The sequence below is a fragment of the Pelobacter seleniigenes DSM 18267 genome (assembly GCF_000711225.1).
GTDB lineage: Bacteria > Desulfobacterota > Desulfuromonadia > Desulfuromonadales > Geopsychrobacteraceae > Seleniibacterium > Seleniibacterium seleniigenes.
On the sequence record NZ_JOMG01000002.1, the window covers coordinates 1,871,121 to 1,896,362 of the forward strand.

22 protein-coding genes are annotated in these 25,242 nt (G+C 52.3%); 11 read left to right on the plus strand and 11 right to left on the minus strand.

Going from position 1 to position 25,242, the window contains the following annotated elements; translation table 11 throughout:
• Positions 1-384: 384 nt before the first annotated feature.
• Entirely contained in the window at positions 385-1,824 is a 1,440-nt protein-coding gene (locus tag N909_RS0111380; RefSeq protein ID WP_029915146.1) for an aminotransferase-like domain-containing protein, read from the minus strand.
• Between the two features lie 134 nt (positions 1,825-1,958).
• Here N909_RS0111380 and N909_RS0111385 point away from each other — a divergent pair, with 134 nt between their 5' ends.
• The 3 genes from N909_RS0111385 (at position 1,959) to N909_RS24625 (ending at position 7,003) form a co-directional block, all read left to right on the plus strand.
• The gene (locus tag N909_RS0111385; RefSeq protein WP_155005923.1) at positions 1,959-3,194 is read left to right on the plus strand and encodes a YbfB/YjiJ family MFS transporter; all 1,236 of its coding nucleotides are present in this window, start codon (positions 1,959-1,961) and stop codon (positions 3,192-3,194) included.
• Positions 3,195-3,675: 481 nt separating this feature from the next.
• The gene (locus tag N909_RS0111390; protein WP_029915150.1) at positions 3,676-4,014 is read left to right on the plus strand and encodes a hypothetical protein; all 339 of its coding nucleotides are present in this window, start codon (positions 3,676-3,678) and stop codon (positions 4,012-4,014) included.
• Between the two features lie 277 nt (positions 4,015-4,291).
• Positions 4,292-7,003: a hybrid sensor histidine kinase/response regulator gene (locus N909_RS24625; protein ID WP_155005924.1), complete on the plus strand. Its 2,712-nt coding sequence runs from the start codon at positions 4,292-4,294 to the stop codon at positions 7,001-7,003.
• A 759-nt stretch (positions 7,004-7,762) separates the two neighbouring features.
• Here N909_RS24625 and N909_RS0111405 read toward each other — a convergent pair.
• Positions 7,763-7,966 carry a hypothetical protein gene (locus N909_RS0111405; protein ID WP_029915154.1) on the minus strand — a complete coding sequence of 68 codons (204 nt, stop codon included), beginning with the start codon at positions 7,964-7,966 and terminating at the stop codon, positions 7,763-7,765.
• Positions 7,967-8,028: 62 nt separating this feature from the next.
• On the opposite strand from N909_RS0111405, the gene N909_RS0111410 reads away from it, so the two are divergent.
• Complete coding sequence (locus N909_RS0111410) at positions 8,029-9,078, plus strand: NAD(P)-dependent alcohol dehydrogenase (RefSeq protein WP_029915156.1); 1,050 nt, start codon at positions 8,029-8,031, stop codon at positions 9,076-9,078.
• 7 nt (positions 9,079-9,085) lie between these two features.
• On the opposite strand, the gene N909_RS0111415 is transcribed toward N909_RS0111410, so the two are convergent.
• The 7 genes from N909_RS0111415 to N909_RS0111445 form a co-directional block, all read right to left on the minus strand.
• Complete coding sequence (locus N909_RS0111415; protein WP_029915158.1) at positions 9,086-9,586, minus strand: GFA family protein; 501 nt, start codon at positions 9,584-9,586, stop codon at positions 9,086-9,088.
• Between the two features lie 103 nt (positions 9,587-9,689).
• Complete coding sequence (locus N909_RS0111420) at positions 9,690-10,532, minus strand: FkbM family methyltransferase (protein ID WP_029915161.1); 843 nt, start codon at positions 10,530-10,532, stop codon at positions 9,690-9,692.
• Positions 10,533-10,561: 29 nt separating this feature from the next.
• Positions 10,562-11,116: a phosphatase PAP2 family protein gene (locus N909_RS0111425; protein ID WP_051689710.1), complete on the minus strand. Its 555-nt coding sequence runs from the start codon at positions 11,114-11,116 to the stop codon at positions 10,562-10,564.
• 329 nt (positions 11,117-11,445) lie between these two features.
• The gene (locus N909_RS0111430) at positions 11,446-12,090 is read right to left on the minus strand and encodes a DedA family protein (RefSeq protein WP_051689711.1); all 645 of its coding nucleotides are present in this window, start codon (positions 12,088-12,090) and stop codon (positions 11,446-11,448) included.
• 126 nt (positions 12,091-12,216) lie between these two features.
• Positions 12,217-13,545, minus strand: coding sequence for a sensor histidine kinase (locus N909_RS0111435; protein ID WP_029915165.1), 1,329 nt, complete (start codon positions 13,543-13,545; stop codon positions 12,217-12,219).
• A complete protein-coding gene (locus N909_RS0111440) occupies positions 13,542-14,204 on the minus strand; it encodes a response regulator (RefSeq protein WP_029915166.1) in 663 nt (220 codons plus the stop codon). The genes N909_RS0111435 and N909_RS0111440 overlap by 4 nt, the downstream gene beginning before the upstream one ends.
• A gap of 197 nt (positions 14,205-14,401) precedes the next feature.
• Positions 14,402-14,743: a PepSY domain-containing protein gene (locus tag N909_RS0111445; protein ID WP_029915167.1), complete on the minus strand. Its 342-nt coding sequence runs from the start codon at positions 14,741-14,743 to the stop codon at positions 14,402-14,404.
• Between the two features lie 407 nt (positions 14,744-15,150).
• Between N909_RS0111445 and N909_RS0111450 the strand changes: the two genes are divergently transcribed.
• From N909_RS0111450 to N909_RS0111460, 3 genes are all read left to right on the plus strand, one after another.
• Positions 15,151-16,122 carry an undecaprenyl-diphosphate phosphatase gene (locus N909_RS0111450; protein ID WP_029915168.1) on the plus strand — a complete coding sequence of 324 codons (972 nt, stop codon included), beginning with the start codon at positions 15,151-15,153 and terminating at the stop codon, positions 16,120-16,122.
• Positions 16,123-16,282: 160 nt separating this feature from the next.
• Positions 16,283-16,561 carry a glutaredoxin family protein gene (locus N909_RS0111455; protein WP_029915170.1) on the plus strand — a complete coding sequence of 93 codons (279 nt, stop codon included), beginning with the start codon at positions 16,283-16,285 and terminating at the stop codon, positions 16,559-16,561.
• A 236-nt stretch (positions 16,562-16,797) separates the two neighbouring features.
• Positions 16,798-17,664 carry a DUF1835 domain-containing protein gene (locus tag N909_RS0111460; RefSeq protein ID WP_029915171.1) on the plus strand — a complete coding sequence of 289 codons (867 nt, stop codon included), beginning with the start codon at positions 16,798-16,800 and terminating at the stop codon, positions 17,662-17,664.
• Between the two features lie 379 nt (positions 17,665-18,043).
• Here N909_RS0111460 and N909_RS0111465 read toward each other — a convergent pair whose 3' ends face one another.
• Positions 18,044-19,252 (minus strand): hypothetical protein, encoded by a 1,209-nt coding sequence (locus N909_RS0111465; protein ID WP_029915174.1) that lies wholly within the window; start codon positions 19,250-19,252, stop codon positions 18,044-18,046.
• A gap of 647 nt (positions 19,253-19,899) precedes the next feature.
• A complete protein-coding gene (locus N909_RS0111475) occupies positions 19,900-20,808 on the minus strand; it encodes a LysR family transcriptional regulator (RefSeq protein WP_029915177.1) in 909 nt (302 codons plus the stop codon).
• A gap of 146 nt (positions 20,809-20,954) precedes the next feature.
• Between N909_RS0111475 and N909_RS0111480 the strand changes: the two genes are divergently transcribed.
• Genes N909_RS0111480 through argE form a run of 4 tightly spaced genes read left to right on the plus strand, consistent with a single transcriptional unit; the run spans position 20,955 to position 25,237 of the window.
• Complete coding sequence (locus N909_RS0111480) at positions 20,955-21,932, plus strand: Bug family tripartite tricarboxylate transporter substrate binding protein (RefSeq protein ID WP_029915180.1); 978 nt, start codon at positions 20,955-20,957, stop codon at positions 21,930-21,932.
• 49 nt (positions 21,933-21,981) lie between these two features.
• Positions 21,982-22,494 carry a tripartite tricarboxylate transporter TctB family protein gene (locus N909_RS0111485; RefSeq protein WP_029915182.1) on the plus strand — a complete coding sequence of 171 codons (513 nt, stop codon included), beginning with the start codon at positions 21,982-21,984 and terminating at the stop codon, positions 22,492-22,494.
• Between the two features lie 17 nt (positions 22,495-22,511).
• Positions 22,512-24,032, plus strand: coding sequence for a tripartite tricarboxylate transporter permease (locus N909_RS0111490; RefSeq protein ID WP_036683109.1), 1,521 nt, complete (start codon positions 22,512-22,514; stop codon positions 24,030-24,032).
• Positions 24,029-25,237 carry an acetylornithine deacetylase gene (gene argE / locus N909_RS0111495; RefSeq protein WP_036683112.1) on the plus strand — a complete coding sequence of 403 codons (1,209 nt, stop codon included), beginning with the start codon at positions 24,029-24,031 and terminating at the stop codon, positions 25,235-25,237. The genes N909_RS0111490 and argE overlap by 4 nt, the downstream gene beginning before the upstream one ends.
• Positions 25,238-25,242: the final 5 nt, after the last annotated feature.

Genomic DNA, 25,242 nt, shown 5'->3' on the forward strand with positions numbered 1-25,242 from the left:
TTTGAAGACAGTCGGGCCAAACAATTGTCCCGTTGGCCTGTATTATATAATTTAATAGTCAACAATCCGTCTTTAAGCTTCCAGAAAACATTCCGAGACGGGATAAAAGATTTTTTGAATACCGGATGGGCTTTTACACAACCGCTTACGATTCAGATATTGAGATGTTCTGCTTTCTATCGGGATAGCCCACAAATGATAGCAAAAAGGGCAGGACGTTTAAAAGGATACCGATAAAAAACCCAAACCGGTAGCATAATCCTGCTTGATTCTTGCCTGATTATCCTTGATGAACATGATAGGGGGAGCCTGCTCTTGGCTCAGAGTTTTTGGCAACCAGGTATTGCCTGTTGATTTGTCATCCAACGGTATCCTCACCGTATTTTATTTATTGTCTGCAACAAGCTCACCGAGCCGTTTCAAGGCATGATCTATCTGTTCACTGTAGGGATGACCACAAGACAACCGGAGGCAGTTTCGATAACGGTTTTGCGCGGTGAATATCGAACCGGGGGCGACTCCTATCCCTTCCGCCAGGGCTTTGGCGTAGATGCGGTTGGTATCGATCTCCTCCGGGAGTTCCGCCCAGAGAAGAAACCCTCCTTGCGGTCGGCTTAGTCGGGTGGTTGGCGGAAAATATCTTTCCACCGCGGTGGCAACCTGGCTGACCTGCTTTCTGCACTTTGCCGAAAAGTTTTTCAGGTGTTTACCGTAGCGACCGTTTGCCAGATAATCTCCCAGTGCAAGCTGGGCAGGGCGGTTGGTGTTAATGGAGGTCGCCAACTTTCTTTTGAGTAATTTTTCCCGCTGTTCTTTCGCGTAGATCCAGCCGATGCGAAGCCCTGGTGCCAGCATTTTTGAAAAAGAGGAAATGAAAATGCTATCCGCCCTGGTGCTGAATGATGTCATGGCCAGTGGCCGTGTTCCAGTGAACGGCAGATCGCCAACGATATCGTCTTCAATGAGGGGCACAGCGTGTGCGGCGAGCAGCTCAGCAATTTCAGCCTTTCTCTGGTCCGGAGTGAGACACCCAAACGGGTTGTTGAAGTTCGGTTGTAGCAGGCAGGCTTTGATTTTGTATTTCGCCAGCGCCTGGCGGAGGGCTGCGAAATCGATTCCGGTTTCCGGGTCGGTCGGGATCTCCAGGGCATAAATACCCAGTGTTTCCAGAATGTGCAGATAGCCGAAATAACAGGGTGATTCTATAGCAACAGTGTCGCCCGGCCCGGCCAGGGTGGACAGAGTGAGAAAGAGCGCTTCTGTTGCACCATTGGTGACGATAATGTCATCCATATGGGCATTGATTCCAGCGTCAAGCATATGATAAGCGATCTGGGCGCGCAACTTTCGGTTGCCAGGGATCTCTTCGTAGCCGTAAGCATTTGGGTGTGTGTTTACCGCCAACCGATAGAGTTTGGTCAGTACCGCCGTCGGGAGTAGCTCGGGTGATGGTATGGCGGTACCGAGGGGAATAATGTTGGTGTTCGCCATGGAATTCAGGACATCGTATTGAAAAGAGAAGGAATCCAACCGGCTCGGTTTTAATTCGGGACAGGTCATCTGCGGCGCCGGTATCCCGCCAAGTTTTTTTCTGATGTAGAATCCAGACTGAGGGCGCGATTCAAGCGTTCCTTCTGCTTCCAGTTCGAGATAGGCTTTCAGAACCGTACTGATGCTCACCCGACCTTTTTTACCCATTTCGCGCAATGAGGGGATGCGGTCACCGGGGAGCAGGGCTCCGCTTTCGATCGCAGACTCGATCTGTCTTTTAACAGCTTCATATTTGTAACTATCGGCAAGATCCTGCTGCTGAGAAATCCTCATCTCATCTCCAAACTGTTATGTATTCAATTATCAAAAATTGTAACTGTTATCCTATGCAAAAAGGACATATTCTGCAAGCAGCAGTTTGGTCGTCGCGGTTTTTTACCGTTTTTCAGCAGTGAGGTGCGATTTTGTTGAAGATATCCGATAGACAAATGACTTTCCCTGTCCGGGCCGTTTGCGGTGGGATTGTCGCAATGTTCCTGGCTTTTGGAATTGGCCGTTTTGCTTATTCACCGTTGTTGCCACTGATGCAGGTGCAGGCAGGACTGGCGGTGGATATGGCGGGCTATCTTGCTTCGGCCATGTATTTTGGCTACTTATTCGGCTCAGTTGCCGTAACGAAAACACTTGCGAAGGTCGGCGCACTCCCGACCTTGTGTTTTGGCCTGACTGTTCTTGTCCTCGGCAGTTGGGCGATGTCGTTCGGTGGTTCCTTTGATGCCTGGGCGCTGATGATGTTCTGCATCGGTTTTTCGTCTGCCGCCACTTTTCTGGCGACCCTGTCGATTGTTTTGGGGGTGTTCCTGGAATATGGTGCTGGCTGGTTAACCGCAATTCTCTATTCCGGGATCGGTTTGGCGATTGTCGTTATCGGGTTCGCTATTCCTGAGATCGCGGTGGTCAGTGGTTGGCAGGGTGGGTGGCGCTTTGTTGCTTTGACGGCAGCGGTGGCAGGAATTGTTTGCCTGCTATTGTTAGCTCCAATCAGTCGAAGTCTGCGGGGCACGACTTCAACGACAGCCACGACCGCTAGTTATGGCACAGAGCGCGCGATGATCTTGCTGCTGGTTGCTTATGCTTTGTATGGCTTTGCCAACACGATCGGCAGCACCTTTCTGGTTACGATGTTGGCACAGTTTTCCGGATTGCAGGATCGTGCCTATATGGGGTGGGTTCTGGTTGGGATGATGGTGATTCCTTCCTGCATCATTTGGCCGTTAGTTGCCGCACGGGTCGGCGAAATTAGAACAACGGCCTTCCTACTGGTTCTTCTGGCTCTGGCAAATATCGTTGTTGTGACCTGGCAAAATCGGGTCGGAGTTCTAGTTGCGGTCGGGATATTCGGCAGTTCTTTTCTGGCTATTCCCGGGCTGGTGCTGGGTATGCTGGGCAAATTGGCCGGCAATAAGAAAGATAAAGTGACCGGTATCGCGACGATCATCTTCGGTGCATCGATGGTCATCGGACCCTCCGTTGGCGGCTATATCGCCAAGCTGACGAATTCTTTTGATTGGTCACTGATGATGGCAGGAGGGCTGCTCCTGTTGAGTTCGTTCATTATGATTCTGGCTGAACAAGCAAATCGCTCGGAAACTGTTCAATTATGTGTAATGGATAAAGAAGCTGAATCGCCGCTATCTCGATAGAACCCGTGTGAGTGGGGCGGCAAGTCTTCTCCCGGTTTTTGGATAATTGGTATTCTCCCCATATGTCCAGACCTTTATGTATGTCAAAGTCTGGCCAACCTGAAAAAACAGGTCACGGACCCCATGAACCACACCCTCGTCATATCGTATCAAAGGGTGGCTTGCCATCTGCTAAATCTAAACGCTAGTGTCCCGTTTGGTTAGTTATTCGAATTAATTTTGAGTCATTTTTGTTGCGGTCAAGGCGTGCCGCCGCAGGCCTGGCTTGGGCTAAACCGAGAAGGCAGAACGTAGACAGCGGCAAAAATGATCGGAATTGGGATAGAGAACTAACCGTACGGGGCACTAGACCCCTAATCCACATGATGAGAATGCCTCCGGATAATTCCCAAATTTACAGGCCAGGAAGGATGTCCCGGTGCGATCATGGCTACTTCTTCATGAGGTTAGCAAATGAGGACTTGCCAGCAGTACAGCAACGGTGAATTTAAAAGAATCAAGTTGCAACGAGGTCATCGAGATCCTGAATCCGTTTACAGAACAGGTCGTGGCCCATGCGGGAAGATCGATGGCGAGGAGGCACTGTCTGCGGCAAGCGAACGGGCCTCTTATCCTAAAAAAAGCAGCAGTCATCTGCGAGAATCATGTGGAACTGGCGCAGACTCTTATGGAAGAACAGGCGAAGGTTTCCTCTCTGGCGCAAGTCGGGCATCGACAGAACAGTCGGCAGGCACAGACTCTGCGAATACCTGTCGGCCCACTTGGTCTTTATTCAGAATTGATGGGTCTTTCCGGCAAAGCTCATTTGCAGAGAGTTTAATTCTATAGATAAAGCAGTGAGCTCTCCTCGGCAAAGCAGAAGTTCGTTTGTTTTTTGACCGGGCTTCTATTTTTGTTGCGGGAACCACATATTTGAAATGGGCGAGAAAGGCCGAGAGAAAGGAATATTTTAATAATTTTATTTTATTGCCGGTTTGTGTAGAATCTGCTGTAAATGTTCAAATTTAGCAGGATTGCTTGCTGGAAACAGGACCTCCTGTCTTTCAGAAATTTAACCTGGAGATTTGGCGAGGGCTCCCTTTTTACACGGGCCAAAAATGAAAGTTATCAGTTCTTCAATTTCGGTGCCGGAGATCATTTGGCCTTCTGTATTGCGAATAATTGCAATATGTCTGTTAATCATTTCGAGTTCCTCATTCTTAACTGTTCCTGCAAATGCCTCAGATGAAAAAGAAAAAAAGATCTTGATTCTTAATTCCTACCATCATGGTTTTGCCTGGACCGATGAAATTGTGACAACCATCCAGAAGTCTCTTGCTAATAAATTTGGAAAAATTGAATTCTATATCGAATATATGGATCACAAACGTATTGTCGATCCTGATCTAGAGGTGGTTTATTCAAGAGTTTTGGAAATAAAATATCGAAACCAGGGGATTGATCTCGTTATCGTTTCCGATGATTATGCCCTGCGTTTTCTCAAAAAGGTTCATCACAGGATATTCAGACAGGTTCCTGTTGTTTTCTGTGGAATCAATAGCCTCGAGAACGCTTTGTCTGTGGATCGGGATTTTTTCACGGGGGTTGTAGAATCTCTTGATATCTCTTCAAATATTGCCTTGGTTTTGCAGCTTTTTCCAGGTACGGGTTCTATTGCCATTGTCAGTGACGGAACACCAACAGGTATTGGGACCAGAGAAATGGCGAGGGAGGCTGCAGGAAAATTTACGAATATCTCCTTTATATATTTGAACGGAGAGGAATTAAACACAGGAGAAATGCTAGCGGAATTGAAAAGACTCCCCGTAAACAGTGCGGTGATCGCACCGGCCTGGTACCAGGATAAAGAAGGAAACACGTTTAATAATCAGGAGATTTATCCGCAGATAAGTGAAGCAGCGGATGTCCCGGTTTTTGGCACCTCCAGTGCAAATCTTGGTTTGGGAATTATCGGGGGGAAAGTAAATGGGGGAGAAATCCAGGGGCGTTACGCGGCTAATTTGGCCGCACGAATTCTCACAGGTGCGGTCAGCCCTAAAGATATCCCGGTGGAAACTGAAGGGCAAAACCGTTATATGTTTGATTATCGGCAGCTCCAGCGTTTCGATATTCCCGAGGATCGTTTGCCTAAGAACAGTCAGATTCTTTTCCAGCCTTTCTCTTTTTATCAGACCTACCGTTATCTGGTTTGGGGTGTTGGTATTGTTTTCTGTCTGTTTGTCCTTATGATTATGTTGTTACTCGTTGCAATTCAGCATTTGCGACGAACCAAAAACAGTCTTGCCGCCAGCGAAGAAAATTTACGCGTGACTTTGCAGTCTATCGGTGATGCTGTTATTTCCACCGATATCTCTGGAAAGATCACCAGGATAAACCGGCTTGCAGAAACCTTGACAGAGTGGCCTGAAAATGATGCCGTTGGACGGCATCTGGAGGAGGTGGTTTGCCTTATATCCGCCAAAGACCAATCCCGGATCAGCAGTCCTCTCAAAGCCTGTCTCATTGATGGTCGAACCAAAGGGTTTGATTATGGAACCATTCTTGTTTCTAAGTATTCAAAAGAATATCGAGTCGAAGACTCTTGTTCAGCAATCACCGATGATGCAGGAACCGTTGTCGGAGCGGTCCTTGTTTTCCGGGATATCACTGCTGAATATGAGCGGGAAGTATGGCTCCAACAGAGTCAGAAGATGGAGGTTGTCGGCCAACTGGCCGGTGGAGTTGCTCATGATTTTAATAACATGCTTAGTGGCATCATTGGGGCCGCTGAGCTCATTGCCAGAGATCTTCCAGGCCGAACCAGAATACACAAATATCTTGATATTATCCTAGAATCCTCCGGTAGAGCTGCCGGGTTGACCAAAAAGCTGCTGACTTTTGCCGGGAAAAAAACTCCGACTTCAACGGTGATCGATGTTCACAAGGCATTGGAAGAGACGATTGCTTTGCTGGAGAACACCCTTGACCGGCGAATCCTTCTTGATCTGTCTCTTGATGCCGAGCACACCACTGTCGTTGGAGACGCATCACAACTGCAGAGTGCGTTCCTGAATCTGACTATCAACGCGTCGCATGCCATGTCAGAAGGGGGAACAATCATGATCTCCACAGACAACATTTTTCTGGACAGCAGCTTTTGCGAAGCCAGTACTTTCTCTATCGAGCCAGGTGACTTTGTTAAAGTGACTGTTCGTGATACAGGGACGGGGATCAAGCCTGAGATCATACCACGTATTTTCGAACCCTTCTTCACCACAAAAGAGCCAGGGAAAGGAACGGGCCTGGGGCTGGCTGCAGTTTTCGGGGTGGTCCAGCAGCATAATGGAGCGATTTCAGTTCGTAGCGAACTTGGTGCCGGATCTAGCTTTGAAATCCTTCTGCCATTGACCGACAGGGCTTCTGATACAGACTTTCTTATAACCGAAACAATATCGGGGCGGGGGAAAATATTGGTTGTCGATGACGAAGAAATTATGAGGATAACCGCCAAGGCGATCCTCGAAGGTCTTGGCTATGAGGTCGATGTCGCATCAAGCGGGCATGAGGGACTTGCATTGATAGAGCAGTCACCCCATTCTTTTGACTTGGTTATTCTGGATATGATCATGCCGGGAATGACGGGCAGGGATTGTTTCATCAAGATGAAAACAATAGCACCAGAGATTCCGGTGATTCTGTCGTCGGGATTTTCCAAAGAAGAAGATGTCCAGGATATGAAAGACGAAGGACTTTCTTATTTCATCAGTAAACCATTTTATACAGCGGCATTAAGCAAGGCCGTCCACGAGGCTCTCAGGGCAATATCATAAAGCGGGACCTGGCAGGGCAAGGGATTGTAAAACAAAGGGCCAGTCCCTTGTCGTGGATTCTCTCGACACGTATTTTTCCTCCAAGAAATAATAGGCTGCTACCATTTAATGACGCTAGGTTAAGAGCAGGTGGCAGCAAAATCAGGACTGTCCCCGCACGGGGCTGTCCCAGGTCTTTGCGGTGCTAACCGCTACAGTTTCATGGCTTGCAAACTCTTGGGACAGCCCCCGATGACCCTGGGGACAGTCTCGAGTTTACTGCAAAGTTGCTTAAACTAGCGTCCCGTACGGTTATTCTCTATCCCAATTCCGGTCATTTTTGCCGCTGTCTATGTTCTGCCTTCTCGGCTCAGCCCAAGCCAGGCCTGCGGCGGCACGCCTTGACAGCAACAAAAATGACTCAAAATTAATACCAATAACTCATCGAACGGGACACGAGCGCTATTAGACTACCATTGGATTTAGCGGATGGCGGGGCACGAGAGTATTTGACTTGACGGGGTGTGGCTCTTGGGGGCAGCGACCTGGTTTTTCAGGTCCGCTAGACTTTGAAATGAGGTGGCCGTGGATCTCCATCGGAAACAGGTTCCCACCTCACAACATCAATAACTTAGAAGACCATTATCGATATCGATACAAAAAACGCTGGAAATACTACTTTCCAACTGCCCCCTGAACAGGGAATCTTTCGGGGCTTCTTTAGTCTGCCTGATAAAATATTGTAGTATTAGATACGAACCATGGAGAATCAGGCGGACACTAGCTGGTTTTCATCCGGAAACGGCCCTTTTCCGCTGTGGCGGTGTTAATCTGCGGGTTTTCTTGTGCGGCGTAAAGGACTACGCCTCCGCGCAACCCCTTGATTTCCTTGCCACAACGAAAAATTGCTCGTTTCCCATCTGAAAACTTAGCCGTTGCCCTGCGGAGTTTCCGGATGGCAACTAGCTGGCTGCGATTTTTCATGAGCAGTTCTTCGCTAAAAGAAAAATCATCTTTAAGTCCGTGAAAGAAGAAAGGGTTGTTTTATGAAAACAGTCGGTTATGCGGCACATTCTGCCGATGCGGAACTCGTTCCTTATCATTTTGAACGGCGGGACCTGCGGCCCAATGATGTTGCCATCGAAATCTTATACTGTGGGGTTTGTCACTCTGATCTACATACCGTCAACGGCGATTGGGGCCCCCAGCCTTACCCAGTGATCCCGGGGCATGAAATCGTCGGTGTCGTACGTTCGGTCGGGGCGGAGGTGAAAAACTATCAAAAGGGGGATCTGGTTGCCGTCGGCTGTATGGTCGATAGTTGCCAGGACTGCGATCAGTGTCATAACGGTGAAGAACAGTATTGCCGTAACGGGATGACCCCGACCTATGGTGCGCCGGACCGGATCGATCGGAAGATCACCCAGGGGGGCTACTCCAAGCATATCGTGGTGCGTGAAGAGTTTGTGCTGCGCATCCCGGACAATCTGGATATCTCCAAAGCCGCGCCTATTTTATGCGCCGGGATTACCACCTTTTCGCCGTTGCGTACCTGGAAGGTCGGTAAAGGGAGCCGCGTCGGGGTCATCGGCCTTGGCGGCCTTGGGCATATGGCGGTGAAGCTGGCCGTGGCCATGGGGGCGGAAGTGACTGTGATCAGCCGTTCCACGCATAAGGAGAAAGAGGCCAAGGCCAGTGGTGCCAAAGGCATTCTGGCTTCCACGGACAAGAGTGCCATGAAGGCGGCGGGCAGTTCCTTTGACCTGATCATCGATACCGTACCGGTCAAGCATGACTTCAGCCTTTACACTCCGCTGCTGGATGTTGACGGTTCGCTGGTCATTGTCGGCCAGGTTGGCCCCATGGAAGAGTCCATGACCATGCCGCTGATCTTTGGCCGCCGGCGCGTGGCCGGGTCGTTGATCGGCGGGATCGCGGAAACCCAGGAGGTACTGGATTTCTGTGCCGAGCACCAGATCTATCCGGAATGTGAAATGATCTCGATTCAGCAGATCAACGATGCTTTTTCGCATCTGGCCAAAGGGGATCTGGCCCATCGTTACGTGATTGATATGGCTTCCCTTGCCGCGGAATAGTCCTTGTTCACAGCCGGGCAGAATGGCCCTTATGCCCGGCCCATTTGGGCAGCGGGTCAATAATGTCCAGCGCCCGCTGGGCATAAAAGATATGGCAGGTTGGCCGGAATGGCTCCGGCACTTCGCCAGCTGGGCCAAAGTCGAACAGGCTGGGGAAGGCGAGCCACATCCTGCGGCCTTCGTCGGCAAGCGGGGTTCCACAGTGTTTGCAGCTGACCTTGCAGGGGAGGATGCGTTCATTGAGGCCCTGCTCGCTATGATAAAAACGCAGTTGCTCCAGACCGGCAGTGAACCTGACCTGGTGTTTGTGAAAGATGGCCGCCCATTGCATGGGCGCGCCATGCAGGGCCTGACAGGCTTTGCAATGACAGATTTTCGCATCCACCGGGTCAGCGCTCACTTCGTAACGAACCGCGCCGCAAAAACAGGCGGCCCGGTACTTGGGGATAAAGGCCGGATCATCCAGGGATGCGTAGGCGGATCCGAAGCTGTGCTGGGCGGAATGCATTGTCAATCCTTTCGAAGCGGGACAAAGCTTGCACAGGAGGCTGCTGGATATTTCCCTGTTATTAAGGCCTGACCCCGATTAATTCTTTAGCAGAGGTGAAGTGTCATTCTCGCTCAAAAATGTCATTCATTTTGCCCGAGCCGACTCTTCTATAGCCCACCCGGGAGAGTAACTCTCCCATCCCTTCGGACTGTTCTTTGGTGCAGGTCTCACAAATAATCGATCCTGGCCACAGGACCTTATCCGCAGCCTGGAAGAAATGCTGCATGACACGGTATTCATGCCCTTCAATATCAATTTTTAAACCATCAATTCTGGAAATTTTATAATCCTGGACCAGGGAAAGCAAGGTGGTGACATGAACAGGGATGCTGGCGGCGGTATTGCCGGATGTCTGCAGAACGTTTTGACCTCGATTCCCCTGTGCCATCGCAAGATGCATTTCCCCGTTTTGATTACTCAAGGCATGACTAATCGGGGTAATCGATGTTGCGCCATTGGTGGCCACATTAAATTTGATCCGTTTCTGTAATTCCGGGTCGGGTTCGATGGCGTAGATTGAGCAGTCCGTCTTCAGGCAGCTGTAAACCCAGAAACTATAGGCTCCGGCATTGGCGCCGATATCCAGGAAGACCGCTCCGGGTTGTAGTTTTTGCTGCAGGTAGTGGCGTTCTTTCCGGTCAAACAGGCCAGGGAGGAAAAGCATGCGCGATTCCGACAAATTGCCGCGCGGCATCAAGCGCATTTTCAGCCCCCAGATTTCCGTGTCAACCGGTCCGGACAGGTCGTGTTTCAACGGATGACGCAACCAGAACGCAATTCTGCCAAAGCCCTTCCAGGTAGAGACCCTTTGACATCGGTTGAGTCGTTTTGAAATTTTGCGGGTTAAGGCATGAATTCCCCAGGGGCTGACGTGATCAAAAACCAGCTGTTGCTCGTTCATCATGAATCGCCTCAGTCTGTTGGTGTTAAGAGTTACCAGGGAAAGGACATCCAGAGTCCGAAAAAGTTGGCACTGTAAACCGGGGTGATGTTGATATCTTCATAGGGGGTGGTCAGCCACCAGCTGCAGGCAATCCCCAGGCCCGCACCGGCCAGAACATCGCTGAGGTCATGCTTGTCGGTTTCTCCCTCAATCCGACTCCAACCGACATAAGACGCCACGAGGTAGGCCGGGGCGCCATAGGTCAAACCGTATCTTTTATGGATAAATGTCGCGGCCTGAAACGCGGAAGACGTATGCCCTGAAGGGAAAGAATGATCGCCGTGCCCTTCCGGGCGGGGTTTGTTGATCGCATATTTCAAGGCAATCGTTGTGCCTGCGTTGAGGAAAAACGACTTTAAAAATTGATTGCGCCCTTCCGTGTCATCAAGCAGCAGGGTGGTTGCAAATGCACTGGCGGGCAGGGCAATTTCCGCAATATCCCCCGCTGTTTCAAAACCGCTTTGGCCGGCAAAACCGCTCGGTATCCGCACCGCCAGGAGCGTGACTAAAAAGGTAAACCAGATAACCGATCTCCTGAACGTCATAGACCACCCTTAACCTGTTGAACTAGAAGAAAAGCCGCCAAGGTAACCCCGCCTGCTGATAGCCGGGGGCGCTGGTATCCGGCAAGCCTTGACAGCCGTCAAGATGACTTGAACGCAAGGTGTACACCCTCACCAGCCGGAACCCTAACGAAGCAAGCTTAAGGCAACCTTAATTGCTGCTGAAATTGCCGTTGTTTCGGAAATGTCAGCAGCACCGGTAAATAAGAGCAGGCTCTTGCTGAGGGGGGGGGGGGCTAGGCGGGAGGGCGGGATTTTCCGGGCTCACCTGGTTGAGCATCCAGGTGAGCCCGAGCTGCAGTCGGTGTTCTTTAAAATTTCTCAGTCTCTTCAGCGCAAGCAGTTTCCACTGCTGGTTTGACTCTTTTTTTAAGCCGCCACAAGTAAAAAACAAGGATCACCCCACAGAGCGCGGCCAGCGCGAACAGGGCCTGATGCATGTATTGGCTGATGAGTTGCTGGTTGTTGCCGATCAGATAGCCACCCAGGGCTAGAATGACCACCCAGATGCCGGCGCCGCAGGCTGTGAAAATGGCGAACAGCAGCAGGTTCATCCGTGCCAGTCCGGCGGGCAGGCTGATATATTGCCGGATGCCGGGCAGCAGCCGGCCGATAAAGGTCGAAATATGTCCATGCCGGGCAAAGAAACGATCCGCTCGTTCCAGGGTCTGCGGACTGATCAGCAGGTAGCGGCCGTAGCGTTCAAAAAAGGGCCGCCCCCAGGTGCAGGCGAGCCAGTAATTGAAGCAGGCGCCAAGCAGGCTACCCAGAATTCCCATGCCGATGACCAGAGGCAGGGACATTTCTCCCTGGGCGGCCAGATACCCTGCCGGTGGGATGACCACTTCGCTGGGGAAGGGGAAGAACGATGATTCGAGAAACATCAGCACAACGATCCCCGGATAACCCCAGTGACTGACCGTTGCGACAATCCAGACAATCAGATCGTGAAACATGGTGAATAACATCCTCCTTTGTAAATAAACATACGATGATGGTCGGTCGCGCAGGGCGGCTGTATAAGGTTATCCGCCTGGGCCGGATAAGTTCCGTTTGCAGGGAGCATGCCCGATACTGCGGATTCAATCAAGGGGAGATAGCGGGAGCGCGACGATCACTTTGAGACCGCTGCCGCTGTCTCTGTCTGCCAACACAATGGTCCCCTGATGATTTTTGACAATCTCCTGAACGATGGCCAGGCCAAGGCCGCTGCCGCTTGTGCCGGTATCGGCCCGCCGATAGAACCGGTTAAAAACCAGCTGGCGATCCTTTGGGGGGATTCCAGGACCCTGATCCTGAACAACCACCTGTCCCATTTGCCGGGTCTGCGCCAGGCTGATATCCACCCGCCCGTGTGGAAATGAATAGCGGATGGCGTTATCGACCAGGTTGTTGAACAGGACCCGCAGGCTTTCGGCATCTCCGTTGACCTGGAGCGGTGTGCTGTCTTTGATCCCCAGATCAATGTCCCGGGCCAGGGAGGCAGGCGTCAAATCGGCAACCACGGTCCTGAGCAGCCTCAATAAATCGATTTTGGCAAAAGGCCGTTCCCAGCGGTCCGGTTCCATCCGTGCCAGGGCCAACAACTGCTGGACCAGATGGCCGGAGCGGATGACCCCCTCATTTAACTGGTTGATTAACTCTTTGCGTTGTTTTTGATCCTGACACTTTTTCAATAGCTGCACCTGCAGATGAACCGCGGTCAACGGAGTTCTGAGTTCGTGAGCCGCATCAGCGGTGAACTTCCGTTGCCCTTCAAGGGTGTGCTGCAGGCTGATCAGCAGATGATTGAGGGCTTCCACCAGCGGGACGACTTCCAGGGGCAGGTTATCCAGTGCAATCGGGGTCAGGGAGTAGGGATTCCGCTGCCTGACTGAGTCGGCCAGGGCCGTTAACGGGGCCAGGCTGCGGCGCACCGTTAACCAGACCAGACCACCGAGAAGAATGATCAGCACCAGGATCGGAGCGGTTGCTCCAAGGGAAATGCGCAAACTCATTTCCAGCCGATCGGCAAAAGGCTGGCTGATTTGGACCTGGTATTGATCACGCTGCAGGACAAAGGTTCGCCACAGCTTGTCATCGGAAAACTGGGTGCTGAAGCCGATCTTGGCCTGTTGCGGACGGCCTTCGTCCCGGTTGAGCTGGCTCAATAGCGTCCCTTGAGTATCCCAGATCTGGATGATGAAATCGTCTCCGTCTTCATCATCAAAGGCGTTGCTGCTGCGTGGCGGCGCGGTCGGTAGAATACTGGCGGAGAGCGGAATGCTGTATGCCAGTTGCCGCAGACGGTCGTCAAACAGGTTCTCGACCTGATTGCGAACATAGAAAAAGGAGATGGCACCAGTGACAACAATCGCCAGAACCTGGCCAAGCAACAGCCAGAGCAGCAATTTCCGGCGAACCGAGATCACAGGTTTTGCCCCAGAATATAGCCTACGCCGCGAATCGTCCTGATGACATCGCGGGCGAGTTTTTTGCGCAAATTGTGGATATGGACTTCGACCGCATTGCTTTCGATTTCTTCGCCCCAACCGTACAGGGTTTCTTCCAGCTGGCCGCGGGAAAGAACACAGCTGGGCTGTTCCAGCAGCTGCTGGAGAAGAGTGAATTCCTTGGCGGAAAGTGCGATATTACTCCCTTGCCAAAGACACTCGTGGGTCGCCGGGTTCAAAGCCAGTTGCCCCCGTTTCAGCCAGGTATCGGCACGGCCGTGGCGTCTTCTGTGCACCGCACGCATGCGGGCGCTCAACTCATCCAGATCGAAGGGCTTGATCAGGTAGTCATCCGCGCCCAGGTCAAGACCCGCGATGCGGTCGGCGACCGCGTCGCGGGCGGTCAGAATCACCACCGGGGTGTGATCGCCCCGGCGGCGCTGGCTGGTGAGAATATCCAGCCCCGAGCCATCCGGCAGACCCAGGTCGAGCAGGATGACATCATAGCTTTCGCTGGCCAGCCCCAGACGGGCTTCTTCAACATCATGGGACCAGTCAATGGCCTGCCCCTCCTGTTTGAGAAAGGTCATTACCGCGCTGCCGATCATGTCGTCATCTTCAACCAGGAGGATTCTCATCTCAACACCCTGCTTTTTGGTTCTGCTGAACGCAGAACTGATCTTTTTGCGGTAATGTTTCTATCGGGAAGTTGAACAGTTACGGAGTTGTATAGGATAGAAAACTTAAGACCAGCTTAAAGGACTTTTGAATGGGGATCGGCAGAAAGATTGGGTGTGCCGAACCGGGAGCCCCCGGTTCGGCACCTGGCGTTTGCTTAGTCCCTTTCTTCCTCGTCGCCATCGTCATCTGCAGATTTGAGCTTGTTTTTGAGAATCTGTCCGGTCATCCGGTCGACCGTGATTTTATGCTGACCGTCCCCGGCGAAAACTTCCACGACGTAGGCGGGTGACTTCAGCTCATCATCAAGTTCTGCACTCACAGCAGTGCCGGAGACTTCCTGTAAGGCAAGATTGATGGCCTGCGGCAGGTTGACTTTGGATGTTGCCAGCAGTTGCTCTTCGGACTTGTCCTGCTGGGTGCCGGCCAGTGCTGAGAACGAGGTTATGGTGAGCAGCAACAGGGAGAGGATGATTCCGGATAACAGTTTCTTGTTCATAAAAGTATTGGTCCTTTCATGTTTGGGTTGATGAAATACCGCTGTGATTCTCTTGCCGGCCTCAGCGTGCTTCCTGACGATGACCCTACGGCCGCATTCTTAACTAAAACTTAGGCGGGAATATTTCGATTTCTGCTTGCCAGGGAAACCCGTATTGCGTTAAGTGAAGCTTGGCAGAAGAAGCGAGCCGCGAAGAGGCGGAGCGGGTTGTTGGAAAAGACCGTCCTGGACTTTTTCCTTCATGGTGGGAGGCTATGGGATGCTTCCTCCCTTCTAGAATTAATATGTTAGACAGTTCATTGATTTTGATGTCTCGTCCACTGGCTCAGGATGCGGTTCTTCAACAGTCCGAAAGGAGACGGACCGGCTGGGTTGGGCATGTCACCCCTTGTAAAGGAACACGTTTAATGACCAAAAAAATAGTACTGCTGATTTTAACAAGTTTTTTAATACTGCCATGTGTCTTTAGCGTCGCCGTCGAGCAACAGGCTGCTGAGCCTCTGGTGGTCGCCGGCAAGAGCATCATGACCACTGGGCAGGCCGTTGTGTTGGGAATTGTTGAAGGGCTGACGGAATACCTGCCGGTCAGCTCTACGGGGCATCTGCTGCTGGCAGAACAACTCATGGGCATCGGTCTTGAGCCTGGCCAGTCTGTGGAGCAGCAGGAGAGTATCAAAGAAGCCGTCGATGCCTATACTATCTGTATCCAGGCGGGAGCGATCCTTGCAGTTCTGTGGTTATATTTCGGCCGAGTCAAGCAGGCCTTGCGCGGCCTGACCGGGAATGATCCCGCCGGTCGGCGGCTGTTGATCAACATCATCGCCGGATTTATTCCTGCCGCTGTTCTGGGTCTGGCGTTCAATAAACTGATCAAGTCTTATCTGTTTGGACCCTGGCCGGTGGTCACGGCCTGGTTCCTGGGTGGCGTGGCCATTTTGCTGGTGAGCTGGTACAAAAAGTCGCGCCAGCAAGAAGGAACCCCCGGCAGGTTGCTGGATGTCATGCACTGGAAGATGGCGCTGATCATCGGCTTTGCGCAATGTATTGCCATGTGGCCGGGGGTCAGCCGTAGTTTGGTCACAATTGTTGGTGGTGTGCTGGTTGGCTTGTCCCTTGAGGCCGCGGTTGAATACAGTTTTTTGCTGGGAGTGGTGACCCTTGGCGCTGCTACGGCTTATGATACCCTCAAACATGGCCAGTTGATGCTGCAGACCTTCGATCATTTTTCCTTGTTTATCGGGATTGTCGTTGCGTTTATTGCTGCCGCTATCTCGGTCAAATGGATGGTCAGCTACCTGTCGCGACATGGGCTGGAGATTTTTGGTTATTACCGTGTCTTGCTGGCCCTGGGAACCCTGGCCTTTCTGCTGACCACCTGAACACGAATCTCGCTGTGGGCGAAGGTTGATAATTTTCGGTCGTCGTTGCCCGCCCGACTCCTCCGACCCGCATAATCTGACCAATATGTAATCCCGGTGCTGATCCTGTTTCCTCTTCGGAATGATCATGCAACCAGTTGAATTTAATAGGAGACTTTTCATGACAGCAGACTTTAAACCGAAAATTTTTGTCAGAAGCGCCTGCCCGTTCTGTATCAGACTGGAGCGCTATTTTGAGCAACTCGGTTTGTTGGAGAAATTCGAGGTGATTCAGTGTGACGCCAATGGCGAAGAGGAACTGAATCGCTATCGCGCGTTTCTAAGCGAAAAACTCGGGCACCGAGCAAGTTTTCCGACCATGGAGATTGCCCCGGACCGGTTTATGAGCGATTCGACTGCGCTGATGGATTACTATGCCGAGGCTGCCAAAGCCAGTTGAGTCTGGCGAAGAGCCGGGCGGGCGTTGCGGGAACCTGCCGGCTCCAAGCCCCATCGCTTACTCGGTCTCGAAGGCCGGGTTGCAGCATTTGTCTCGGGTTGCCCTGCATGGTCAACGACGTCGCTCCAGGATCGATGGAAGGGACCCGTATGGCCGGCAACTGACCCCAGAGCATTTTAACCACATTCCGGCTAGTCTTCTTGACCCGTTGCGTGGGCCTGCGGACAGGAGGTTATATGAACAAGGTTCTGCACATCACCAGCGGTGACATGGCTGGGGACAGCCTGGCACAGGCCGGTCTGGGCGGGGACATCCTGGTCTGGCACGATATCCTTTATGACGGACCACGGGAGCCGGGCTGGCCGGATGAGAAGACCTTTCGTGCCCGGGCCCTGTTTCTGGAGGAATTGACCGCCGGGGGGCTGGGGCGGGAGCACATTCTGGAAACTATGCGCAACCAGTACCGGCAGCTGGCAACCGCTGGTTCCTATGAACGGATCGTTCTCTGGTTCGATGCCTGCCTTTTTGACCAATCCATGCTGGCCCATGTGCTGACTTGCCTGGCTCATCAGGGTCTCCATCAGGTGGACCTGCTGTGCATCGATGCATTTCCCGGTATCGAGCCCTTCAACGGCCTTGGCCAATTGCAGCCGGGACAGCTGGCCTCTCTCTACCGGGACCGTGGTCCGGTCAGCACTGAGCAATTTGCCTTTGCCGCTGCTGTGGACCGGGCTTTTGCAAGGCAGGATAAAGCTTTGTTCAGGGATTTGGCTGCCATGAGCGCGCCGCCTTTGCCCTGGGTTCCGGCTGCGGTTAAGCGCTGGCTGCAGGAACAGCCCGACCCGGCAACCGGGTTGGGGCGGTTGGAAAGCCTTGCCCTTGCAGCGATCCGCAGCGGCTGTAACACTCCGGGGGATATTTTTGCGGCTGTCGCTGCCGCGGATGGACCACCGCAGTACTGGGGTGACATCACCCTGTGGGGCAAACTCAACGGCCTCGCTGACCGTGTCCCTCCGCTCGTTACCATGAGCGGACCCTTGGCTCGTCTGCCGCAGTGGGAGAGCCCTGTGCCGCTCAGTGAGTTCAGGATCTCAGTTTGTTGAGCCGTCGAAGGCAAAAAAATCAACGGCAGCTCTCCCCAGTCAGATCTGTGTGAGAAACGGGTGTTATAATCCAGAAACGAATCAACCGGACCGACGGGTTGCAATTCCGGCCAGGATTTCGGCTATTGACATGAGAATAATGCATTAATCTGTTTCGATTTTTCAACCGGGGGGGATGGGATTAGGTCAGCAAATCTTGTGCTCGATGTTGCGAGCATTTGCCAGTCAAAAAAAGCCTGGGTTCAGACCTGGTGCTCCTCCCGATTTTTGTCAGCGCTGTAATCGAATGGTCAGTCGGTATGACTTGTTACCTGCTCCATCTGGCTTTCCGGAGAAAAATGATCAGGTACTGCCCCGGGGTCGACTCGCTGACGGGTCTTTACTCAGCGGGTAGGCCGAAGGCGAACACCAGCAGGCAGAGCAGGGCGATAACGGGAAACAGGATCAATTTGACCGAGCGCTGCGGAACACTGTGGTCCTGGATCACAACCAGAACCGCAACCAGGCTCTGGAGGAAATAGAATAGAGCAAAGGCGCGGGAGGCATAGGCGATAATGCTGTTGACATCGGTCTCCCAGGTCAGGGTTACGGTGATGATGAGAATGATCAGGTACGCATAGCGGACCGGCAGTTTGTGGTGGGTTACGTCCTCCAGCAGGCCGCCGGCGCCTAAATTGTCGGCAACCGCGGCACTGAACTGGCTGCCGATGGCCGCAATGGCGAGTAGCACGGGGAGCACCGCGGCAACCGGGCGGGTCAGGTTAATAATGGCCGTGACATCGGCATTGAGGCCACTATGAAAGAGCACGGTCATCAGGGCGATAAAAACCAGGTAAATGACGCTGGAGATCAGCTGGGCGGCCCGCATGGTGCGAATCCGTAGTTCTGGGCCGTGTTCATCGCCCAGATAACGGGAGGTCTCAAAGCCCTGGACAACGATCAGCAGACCGAGCAGGATCCTGGTGTCGTGCAGGTTGATGGTTGTGGGAATGGCGGGAATCTGCCAGGCTCCTCCGCTTAGCAGCTTAATGTTGTAGATGCCCAGGGCAACCAGCAGCGCGGCGATCATTCCCAGGTTCAGGCTGACCGCATAGCTCTCGAGTTTTTCCAGTTTGCCAAGGCCGCGCCACATGCCGATGCCGCCGATAGTCAGGAGCAGGGTTGTCGTTATCAGATTGGCTATGGTGGGGTCAGGCTTGTTGATCAGACTTAATAGAAAAGCGGCCAGAAGCTGCAGGTAATAGGCTACGGAAATAAAATAGGCCCCGGCCAGGACCACCCGAGCCAGAAAAGCGATGTCCTGGGCTGCACCATGGCCGTTGTTTTCGATGGGCTCGAAATGGCGGATGTTGAAACGGATGATGTGGCCCACCCCGTAAGCGAGCAGCAGCAGGGCGGCCATGCAGAAGAATGCCAGGTAGCCGACCGTGCCGGCCAATAGCGGGGCGCTGATCAGAAAGCCGCTGCCCATGATTGAAGCCAGCGGGGTGACGGTTGCCTGCCAACTGGCCGATGAGCCCAGGCGTTTCGAAAAGGCCAGATAGCTGGCGACGGTCACGGTCACGATGAGAATAAGGACATTCAGCACGGTATTGTCCGGATTGGTTGAGCGATATCTGCAGCAATGGCTCCAGAAACAGGTTAATTCTGCTTTATACTAACATAACTCCAGGGGAATCTGCCGAGCAGGAAAGAACGCAATGGTAAATTTAATAGATTTAATTTAAAAAACCGATCAAATGTTTGACAATATTGTTTTTTTACGGCATCTTCAAGATGTTTGTAACATGTTAGTTCAATGTGATGGCAAATGCCGTCTGGCAAGAATCTATGGCCGACGGCTTTGTTTGATAATCCCTTAAATGTAAAGTTGAAATAAAAAATGAAAACCTTCCTGTCCGGTTTTTTCAGTTTTTTCCATGCCAGCACCGAGGTTTGCTGTTTGTCCTTTGTGCTCTGGCCTGTTATCCCGATTTCGACAGACAACCGTCAAAAGTTTCCCACTTTGAACCGTTTTGCCCTACAGGCTTTATTCCGGCCCGTTGCGGATTCCGATCCGAAGGAGAGCGGCAGGCCATTGGTACGACCCTGGCGATTGTTCAGCTGACCGATTCTATTGACCCTCCCGGAAAGCATTAAGTTTTCCGGGAGGGTCTGGAGGGGGGCAGGCCGGATATCTGATTTTGAGAGATATCCGGCCTTTTTTTGGCAAAGAGGATTTTGGATTCAACTGGTTCATTTCAATACTCCTCGTTTTTTCAACGAACGGCTCTCCTGTTTAACGATTTCGACAAATTCCTCCTCAATGGCGCTCATCGGTTTCTTGTTGCGAAAGTAAAGAGCCATATCCCAGTAGACCGGATAGGCGAGGGGGAGATGGACAATTCCCTCCGGGTTATTCAGCAGCTCGACAAATGGATCGACGACCGCGATTCCAACGCCACGTTGCACCAATCCGAAGACGGCATTGAGAGTGCGGGCTTCCGCGGCTATCTGCCGTTGAATCCCCTTCGATTGCATCATGTAATCGACCCTGGTACGGAGCGGACTGCCTAAAGAGAGTTCGACAGTGGGGGTGTTCTTGAAGTCGCTGAGCTGGATGATTTTTTGTTGCGCCAGGGGATGGTCTTTGCAGACGATACATCTGGCTTCACAGCGACCCAGAGAAATGCGCCGGGCATGATATGCGCCCGCATCCAGGGTAATGCCAATACCAATATCGCAGCTGTGATCGGCAACATTCTTAAGAATTGCCTCAAGGCCGACATCGATGATTTTTATACCCACGTAAGGGTGGGCCTGTTTAAACTTGGCAACAACGTCCAGCAGAAAGGTATCGATATAAATTGGCTGCGCCGCAATGACAATGCGCCCGAGCTGTTTATTGGAGATCGCTTTTGCCTCATTGTGGATTTCACTTAATGCCGTCAGAAAACGCGGAACTGTCATGTGAAAGGATTGCGCTTCCGGTGTCGCAATCAACAGGTTCCGTTTGCGTTCGAACAGTTTGAACCCGACATCCTGCTCCAGTTGACTGAGCAATTTGCTGATCATCGGTTGGCTGGTATTCAATTCCGTTGCTGCTTTGGTGACCGATCCGGTCGTCATAAAAGCGTGAAACGCTTCAATCTGCCTGATCTTCATGCCTGATCTCCCGATTATAGCCAGTATGCTATTTAGTTATACTGAAAGCTTATTGTTGAACTTATAAATATGTTCTGGCAGTTTGTACGATATCGGGGGAGGGCTCAAGATTTTTTTCTCTTTCATCCATTACGGAGGACGTCGTCATGAACAAAATTTTTGGAATCCTCGCTGTTCTGTGTTGCCTGGCTTTGCCAGGGATAAATTTGCAGGCTGCCGGTTATCCGGACCAACCGGTTACGCTGGTGGCTCCGTATGGCGCTGGCGGGGCGTCGGACCTGGTCGCCCGGGCGTTGGCCGAAACCGCTCGCGGCTACCTTGGCGAACAACCTGTTATCGTCATTAACAAGCCTGGTAACGGCGGCATGACAGGATCCCGCTATGTTGCCAACGCTGATCCTGATGGGTATACATTGCTGCTGGCCAGGGTCGGTATGGCACTGTATCCCGCGGTTCATGAAAAGTCCCCCGTGGCCTGGGATGAATACACGTTCCTTGGCCTGTTGGAAGCGACCCCGATGATCCTCTGCGTTAATGCAGATTCTCCTTATCAGACCGTTGAGGATTTGCTGACCGCCATTAAGCAGAATCTCGGCCGGATGACTTATGCCGCTTCCGGAGCCGCTGCAATTGATGGCTTTGCCACGCAGACCCTGTTAGCCGATGCCGGACTGGATCCTCTGACCGCCGCGACCTTGGTCCCCTATAAAGGCGGCGGGGCTTTGGCAACCGCTCTGTTGGGTGGTCATGTTGATTTCCTGGCGGTCTCTGCAGGGTCACTGATGCCGCATATCGAAGCCGGAAAAATGCGTGCCCTCATGGTTTATTCACCACAGCGGATGAGCAAACTTCCTGATGTTCCTACTGCTACCGAGAAGGGCTTTACCCTGGCCGGGCAAGTGACTGGCTGGAGCGCTCTTTATGGTCCCAAGAATTTGCCTGAGAATGTCGTCTCCAGCTGGAAAAATGCCCTGGACAAAGTGGCAACCGATAAAACCTGGATGGAACTGGCGGATCGGCGTGGTTCGATTTCCGCCATTGGGACTGTCGATATGGCGGAATATGCTCAGAAACAGTTTCAACTTTACAATTCATTGGCAAAAAAATTCGGTTATTTGAAATAGCGCCCGCAAAAATCGTAACCGCCTTTTTATTGCTTAAGGACGTTGCTTTATGAAAACAACTGCAGATTTGCGACGTGGCTGTTTTATTGCCCTTCTGTTTGCGGTCGTGTTGTTTATCCTGATTCCGGAGTACGTACCGCGGCCGGCGTTTATTCCTGGATTCGCCCCCCCTCCGGACATGTGGCCACGGGTCGTTTCTGCCTCGGGTATGTTGCTTGGTTTGTTGGAAGTCATGGTCGCCCTGCTGGAACGCAGGGCGCCTCATGGCCCGAGGACGCCTGTAGCTGCCTGGTTGCGGATGCATGCCGGTCAGCTAGGGCGCTTTTTTCTCGCCGCCGTCGCCTTGATGATGTTTCTGCTGCTGATTCCGCTACTGGGTTTCCTGATGGCGTCGATTCTGATCGGCCTGGCCAGCTTTGCTCTGGCCGGCGGCTGGAAGTATCGCTTCTGGATGCTGGGGATGGCGACTTTTCTGCCGCTAGCGCTTTACTTTATTTTCAAGCACTTTATCAACACTCCTTTTCCCCATGGGAGCCTTTTTAAGGCTCTGGGAATGGGCTGATATCGAGGGAGTTGTCCATGTGGCATGATGTTGTTCTGGCAATGCAGGCCGTCGCGACAGTTAACAATTTTCTGGCGATGGGAGCCGGGATTTGGGCTGGGGTCATTATCGGCGCCATCCCCGGTATGACGGGGACCATGGCAGTGACTCTGGCCCTGCCATTCACCTTTTACATGGAGCCGGTCACCAGCCTGTTGTTGCTTGTTGCCCTTTACAAAGGCAGCACTTACGGCGGATCCATCTCCGCGATTCTGATCAAAACACCGGGCACCGCATCAGCGGCCTGTACGGTACTGGACGGCTTTCCCCTCGCCCAGCAGGGTAAGGCAGGAAAAGCCCTGAATATGGCGCTGGTCTCTTCGTGCATCGGTGATTTTGTATCCAATCTGTCATTGATTTTTTGCGCTGCACCTCTGGCCTATCTGGCCTTGAAGGTCGGCCCGCCGGAATATTTCATGCTGATGGCCTTTGCTCTAACCATGGTTGCCGGGATTTCAGGCGACTCGCTGTTGCTCGGCATTGTTTCCGCGTGTTTCGGTTTGTTGCTGGCCACCGTCGGTGAAGACATGTATGGCTCTTATCGGTTCGCTATGACCGATAACATGATGAATGGACTTTCCGTCGCCCCGGTTCTTATCGGGCTTTTTGCATTGCCGGAATTATTAAAGCTGATTGTTTTTGGCGATACGAAAAAAGGGGAACTGATGGCGATGGGGGAAGACAGATTGACCTTGAAAGAGGTGCGTGGATCGCTCAAATCCATTTTTAGAGGGAGCTTTATCGGCTGTATCCTTGGGGCTATGCCCGGGGTTGGACCGGCTGCCGCCGCTTTTTTCTCTTACGGGGAAGCACGCCGCACATCGCCTAATGGGGCTAATTTCGGCAAAGGTGAACTTGAAGGGATTGCTGCATCGGAGTCGGCCAATAACGGCTGTTGCGGCTCGACGATGATACCGCTGTTGGCGCTGGGTGTTCCGGGCGACGTCATTACCGGGGTCATGCTTGGCGCGTTCATGATCCAGGGCTTAACTCCCGGACCGTTGTTGTTTCAAAACAACATTCATGAAGTCTATATGCTGCTGATCGGGATGATGTGCTCATCGGTCTTTTTGTTCGGAGCCGGAAAGGTGACCGCGAAATTTTTTTCCTATATTTCCAGGATTCCTTTGGCCTTGCTGACTCCTTCCGTTCTTTTGCTGTGTGTCTTCGGCATTTACTCGATATCCAGCGACCCATTCGACGTCACGGTCCTGATCGTCATGGGGGTGGTTGGTTTTATAATGATGTTGCTGAACATTCCCGCTGCGCCGTTTCTGATTGCCTTCATTCTCGGGCCCATGTTCGAGGACAATCTCAGGCGCTCGCTGGCGATATCCCATGGCAGTGCGAACATTTTTTTCCAATCGGTTATTTCTTGGATTTTCTTTGTGCTGATCATCCTTTTTCTGGGTGTTACGGCGCGGCGTGAGTGGCAGAGCTTTCGCGCTGGAAAAGCAACCGATTCTTCTTCTGCAAAAAAAACCGGAGTGGCTCAATGATCGACCTTGAAAATGCCAAATCGCTGCTGCGCGATTTGGTCGGTTTTGATACGACAAGCTGCAATAGCAACCTGCCGCTTGTCGACTATGTTGTAGAATATCTGTCTCGCTATGGAGTGGCATCAAAAATTATTCGTGATGAGAGCGGCCGTAAAGCGAATCTGGTTGCCTGTATCGGTCCCGCGACGGTTCCTGGAATTGTGCTCTCTGGCCATACGGATGTTGTCCCGGCCCGTGAAGATGGCTGGCTGGGATCCCCTTTTGAGCTTCTTGAACGTGATGGCCTGCTGTATGGGCGTGGCACCAGTGATATGAAAGGGTTCCTCGCCTGTCTGCTGGCAGCTGTGCCAACCATGGTAGCAGCACCCTTGAAAAGACCCCTTTACCTCTGTTTTTCCTATGATGAAGAGGTCGGTTGCGTCGGCGTTCCATCCTTGACCCAATATCTCGCCAATCTTCCGGTCAAGCCTTTGTTGACGATCATCGGCGAGCCGTCGGAGATGAAATATATCACCGGGCAGAAGGGGAAAATCTCCATGATCTGTCGTGTCCATGGCACGGCAGGCCATTCTTCGCTGGCCCCGAAACATGTCAATGCCATTAAATACAGCGCCCAGATCATTTCGATGATTGAAGATCTGACGGAATCGTTCAAGCAGAACGGCCCGTTTGATGAGGATTATTCGGTCCCCTATTCGACCATGTTGACGACGATTATTCATAGTGGGGTCGCGACGAACATCACGCCCGATTCAAGCTCATTCAATTTTGAAATAAGAAGCTTGCCGGAGCATGATCCTGTTGCCGTTATCGAAGCCCTGAAAAAGCGGGTTGCTGAGGATCTGGAGCCGTTGATGAAAGCTGTCAGTCCCCTGGCCGGTGTCGAGTGGGAAGAGCTTTTTTCCTACCCGGCGATGGGGGATGCCTGTGGCAGTGAGGGCTTCGAATTAATCCGGACAATTCTTCCGGCCTGGGGTGGGAAGGTTTCCTATGGCTCGGAAGGTGGCATGTATGAGACCGTTGCTGGAATCCCGGCGGTGATTTTGGGACCCGGGTCGATCGTGCAGGCCCATAAAACCAATGAATATATTGAGATTGAACAGCTGGAAGAGTGCCTTGCTTTTCTGGAATCGCTGGTCGAACACCTGAGTAAGACCGCTACCTCTGCACAGGATGTCAATCTCCCTGCAGCAGCGCACCGCTAAAAGTT

Coding starts and splice junctions, on each gene's coding strand:
- N909_RS0111380 (WP_029915146.1), bottom strand. CDS start 1,824: ATGAGGATTTCTCAGCAGCAGGATCTTGCCGATAGTTACAAATATGAA.
- N909_RS24625 (WP_155005924.1), top strand. CDS start 4,292: ATGAAAGTTATCAGTTCTTCAATTTCGGTGCCGGAGATCATTTGGCCT.
- N909_RS0111405 (WP_029915154.1), bottom strand. CDS start 7,966: ATGAAAAATCGCAGCCAGCTAGTTGCCATCCGGAAACTCCGCAGGGCA.
- N909_RS0111410 (WP_029915156.1), top strand. CDS start 8,029: ATGAAAACAGTCGGTTATGCGGCACATTCTGCCGATGCGGAACTCGTT.
- N909_RS0111415 (WP_029915158.1), bottom strand. CDS start 9,586: ATGCATTCCGCCCAGCACAGCTTCGGATCCGCCTACGCATCCCTGGAT.
- N909_RS0111420 (WP_029915161.1), bottom strand. CDS start 10,532: ATGATGAACGAGCAACAGCTGGTTTTTGATCACGTCAGCCCCTGGGGA.
- N909_RS0111425 (WP_051689710.1), bottom strand. CDS start 11,116: ATGACGTTCAGGAGATCGGTTATCTGGTTTACCTTTTTAGTCACGCTC.
- N909_RS0111430 (WP_051689711.1), bottom strand. CDS start 12,090: ATGTTTCACGATCTGATTGTCTGGATTGTCGCAACGGTCAGTCACTGG.
- N909_RS0111440 (WP_029915166.1), bottom strand. CDS start 14,204: ATGAGAATCCTCCTGGTTGAAGATGACGACATGATCGGCAGCGCGGTA.
- N909_RS0111445 (WP_029915167.1), bottom strand. CDS start 14,743: ATGAACAAGAAACTGTTATCCGGAATCATCCTCTCCCTGTTGCTGCTC.
- N909_RS0111450 (WP_029915168.1), top strand. CDS start 15,151: ATGACCAAAAAAATAGTACTGCTGATTTTAACAAGTTTTTTAATACTG.
- N909_RS0111455 (WP_029915170.1), top strand. CDS start 16,283: ATGACAGCAGACTTTAAACCGAAAATTTTTGTCAGAAGCGCCTGCCCG.
- N909_RS0111460 (WP_029915171.1), top strand. CDS start 16,798: ATGAACAAGGTTCTGCACATCACCAGCGGTGACATGGCTGGGGACAGC.
- N909_RS0111475 (WP_029915177.1), bottom strand. CDS start 20,808: ATGAAGATCAGGCAGATTGAAGCGTTTCACGCTTTTATGACGACCGGA.
- N909_RS0111480 (WP_029915180.1), top strand. CDS start 20,955: ATGAACAAAATTTTTGGAATCCTCGCTGTTCTGTGTTGCCTGGCTTTG.
- N909_RS0111485 (WP_029915182.1), top strand. CDS start 21,982: ATGAAAACAACTGCAGATTTGCGACGTGGCTGTTTTATTGCCCTTCTG.
- N909_RS0111490 (WP_036683109.1), top strand. CDS start 22,512: ATGTGGCATGATGTTGTTCTGGCAATGCAGGCCGTCGCGACAGTTAAC.
- argE (WP_036683112.1), top strand. CDS start 24,029: ATGATCGACCTTGAAAATGCCAAATCGCTGCTGCGCGATTTGGTCGGT.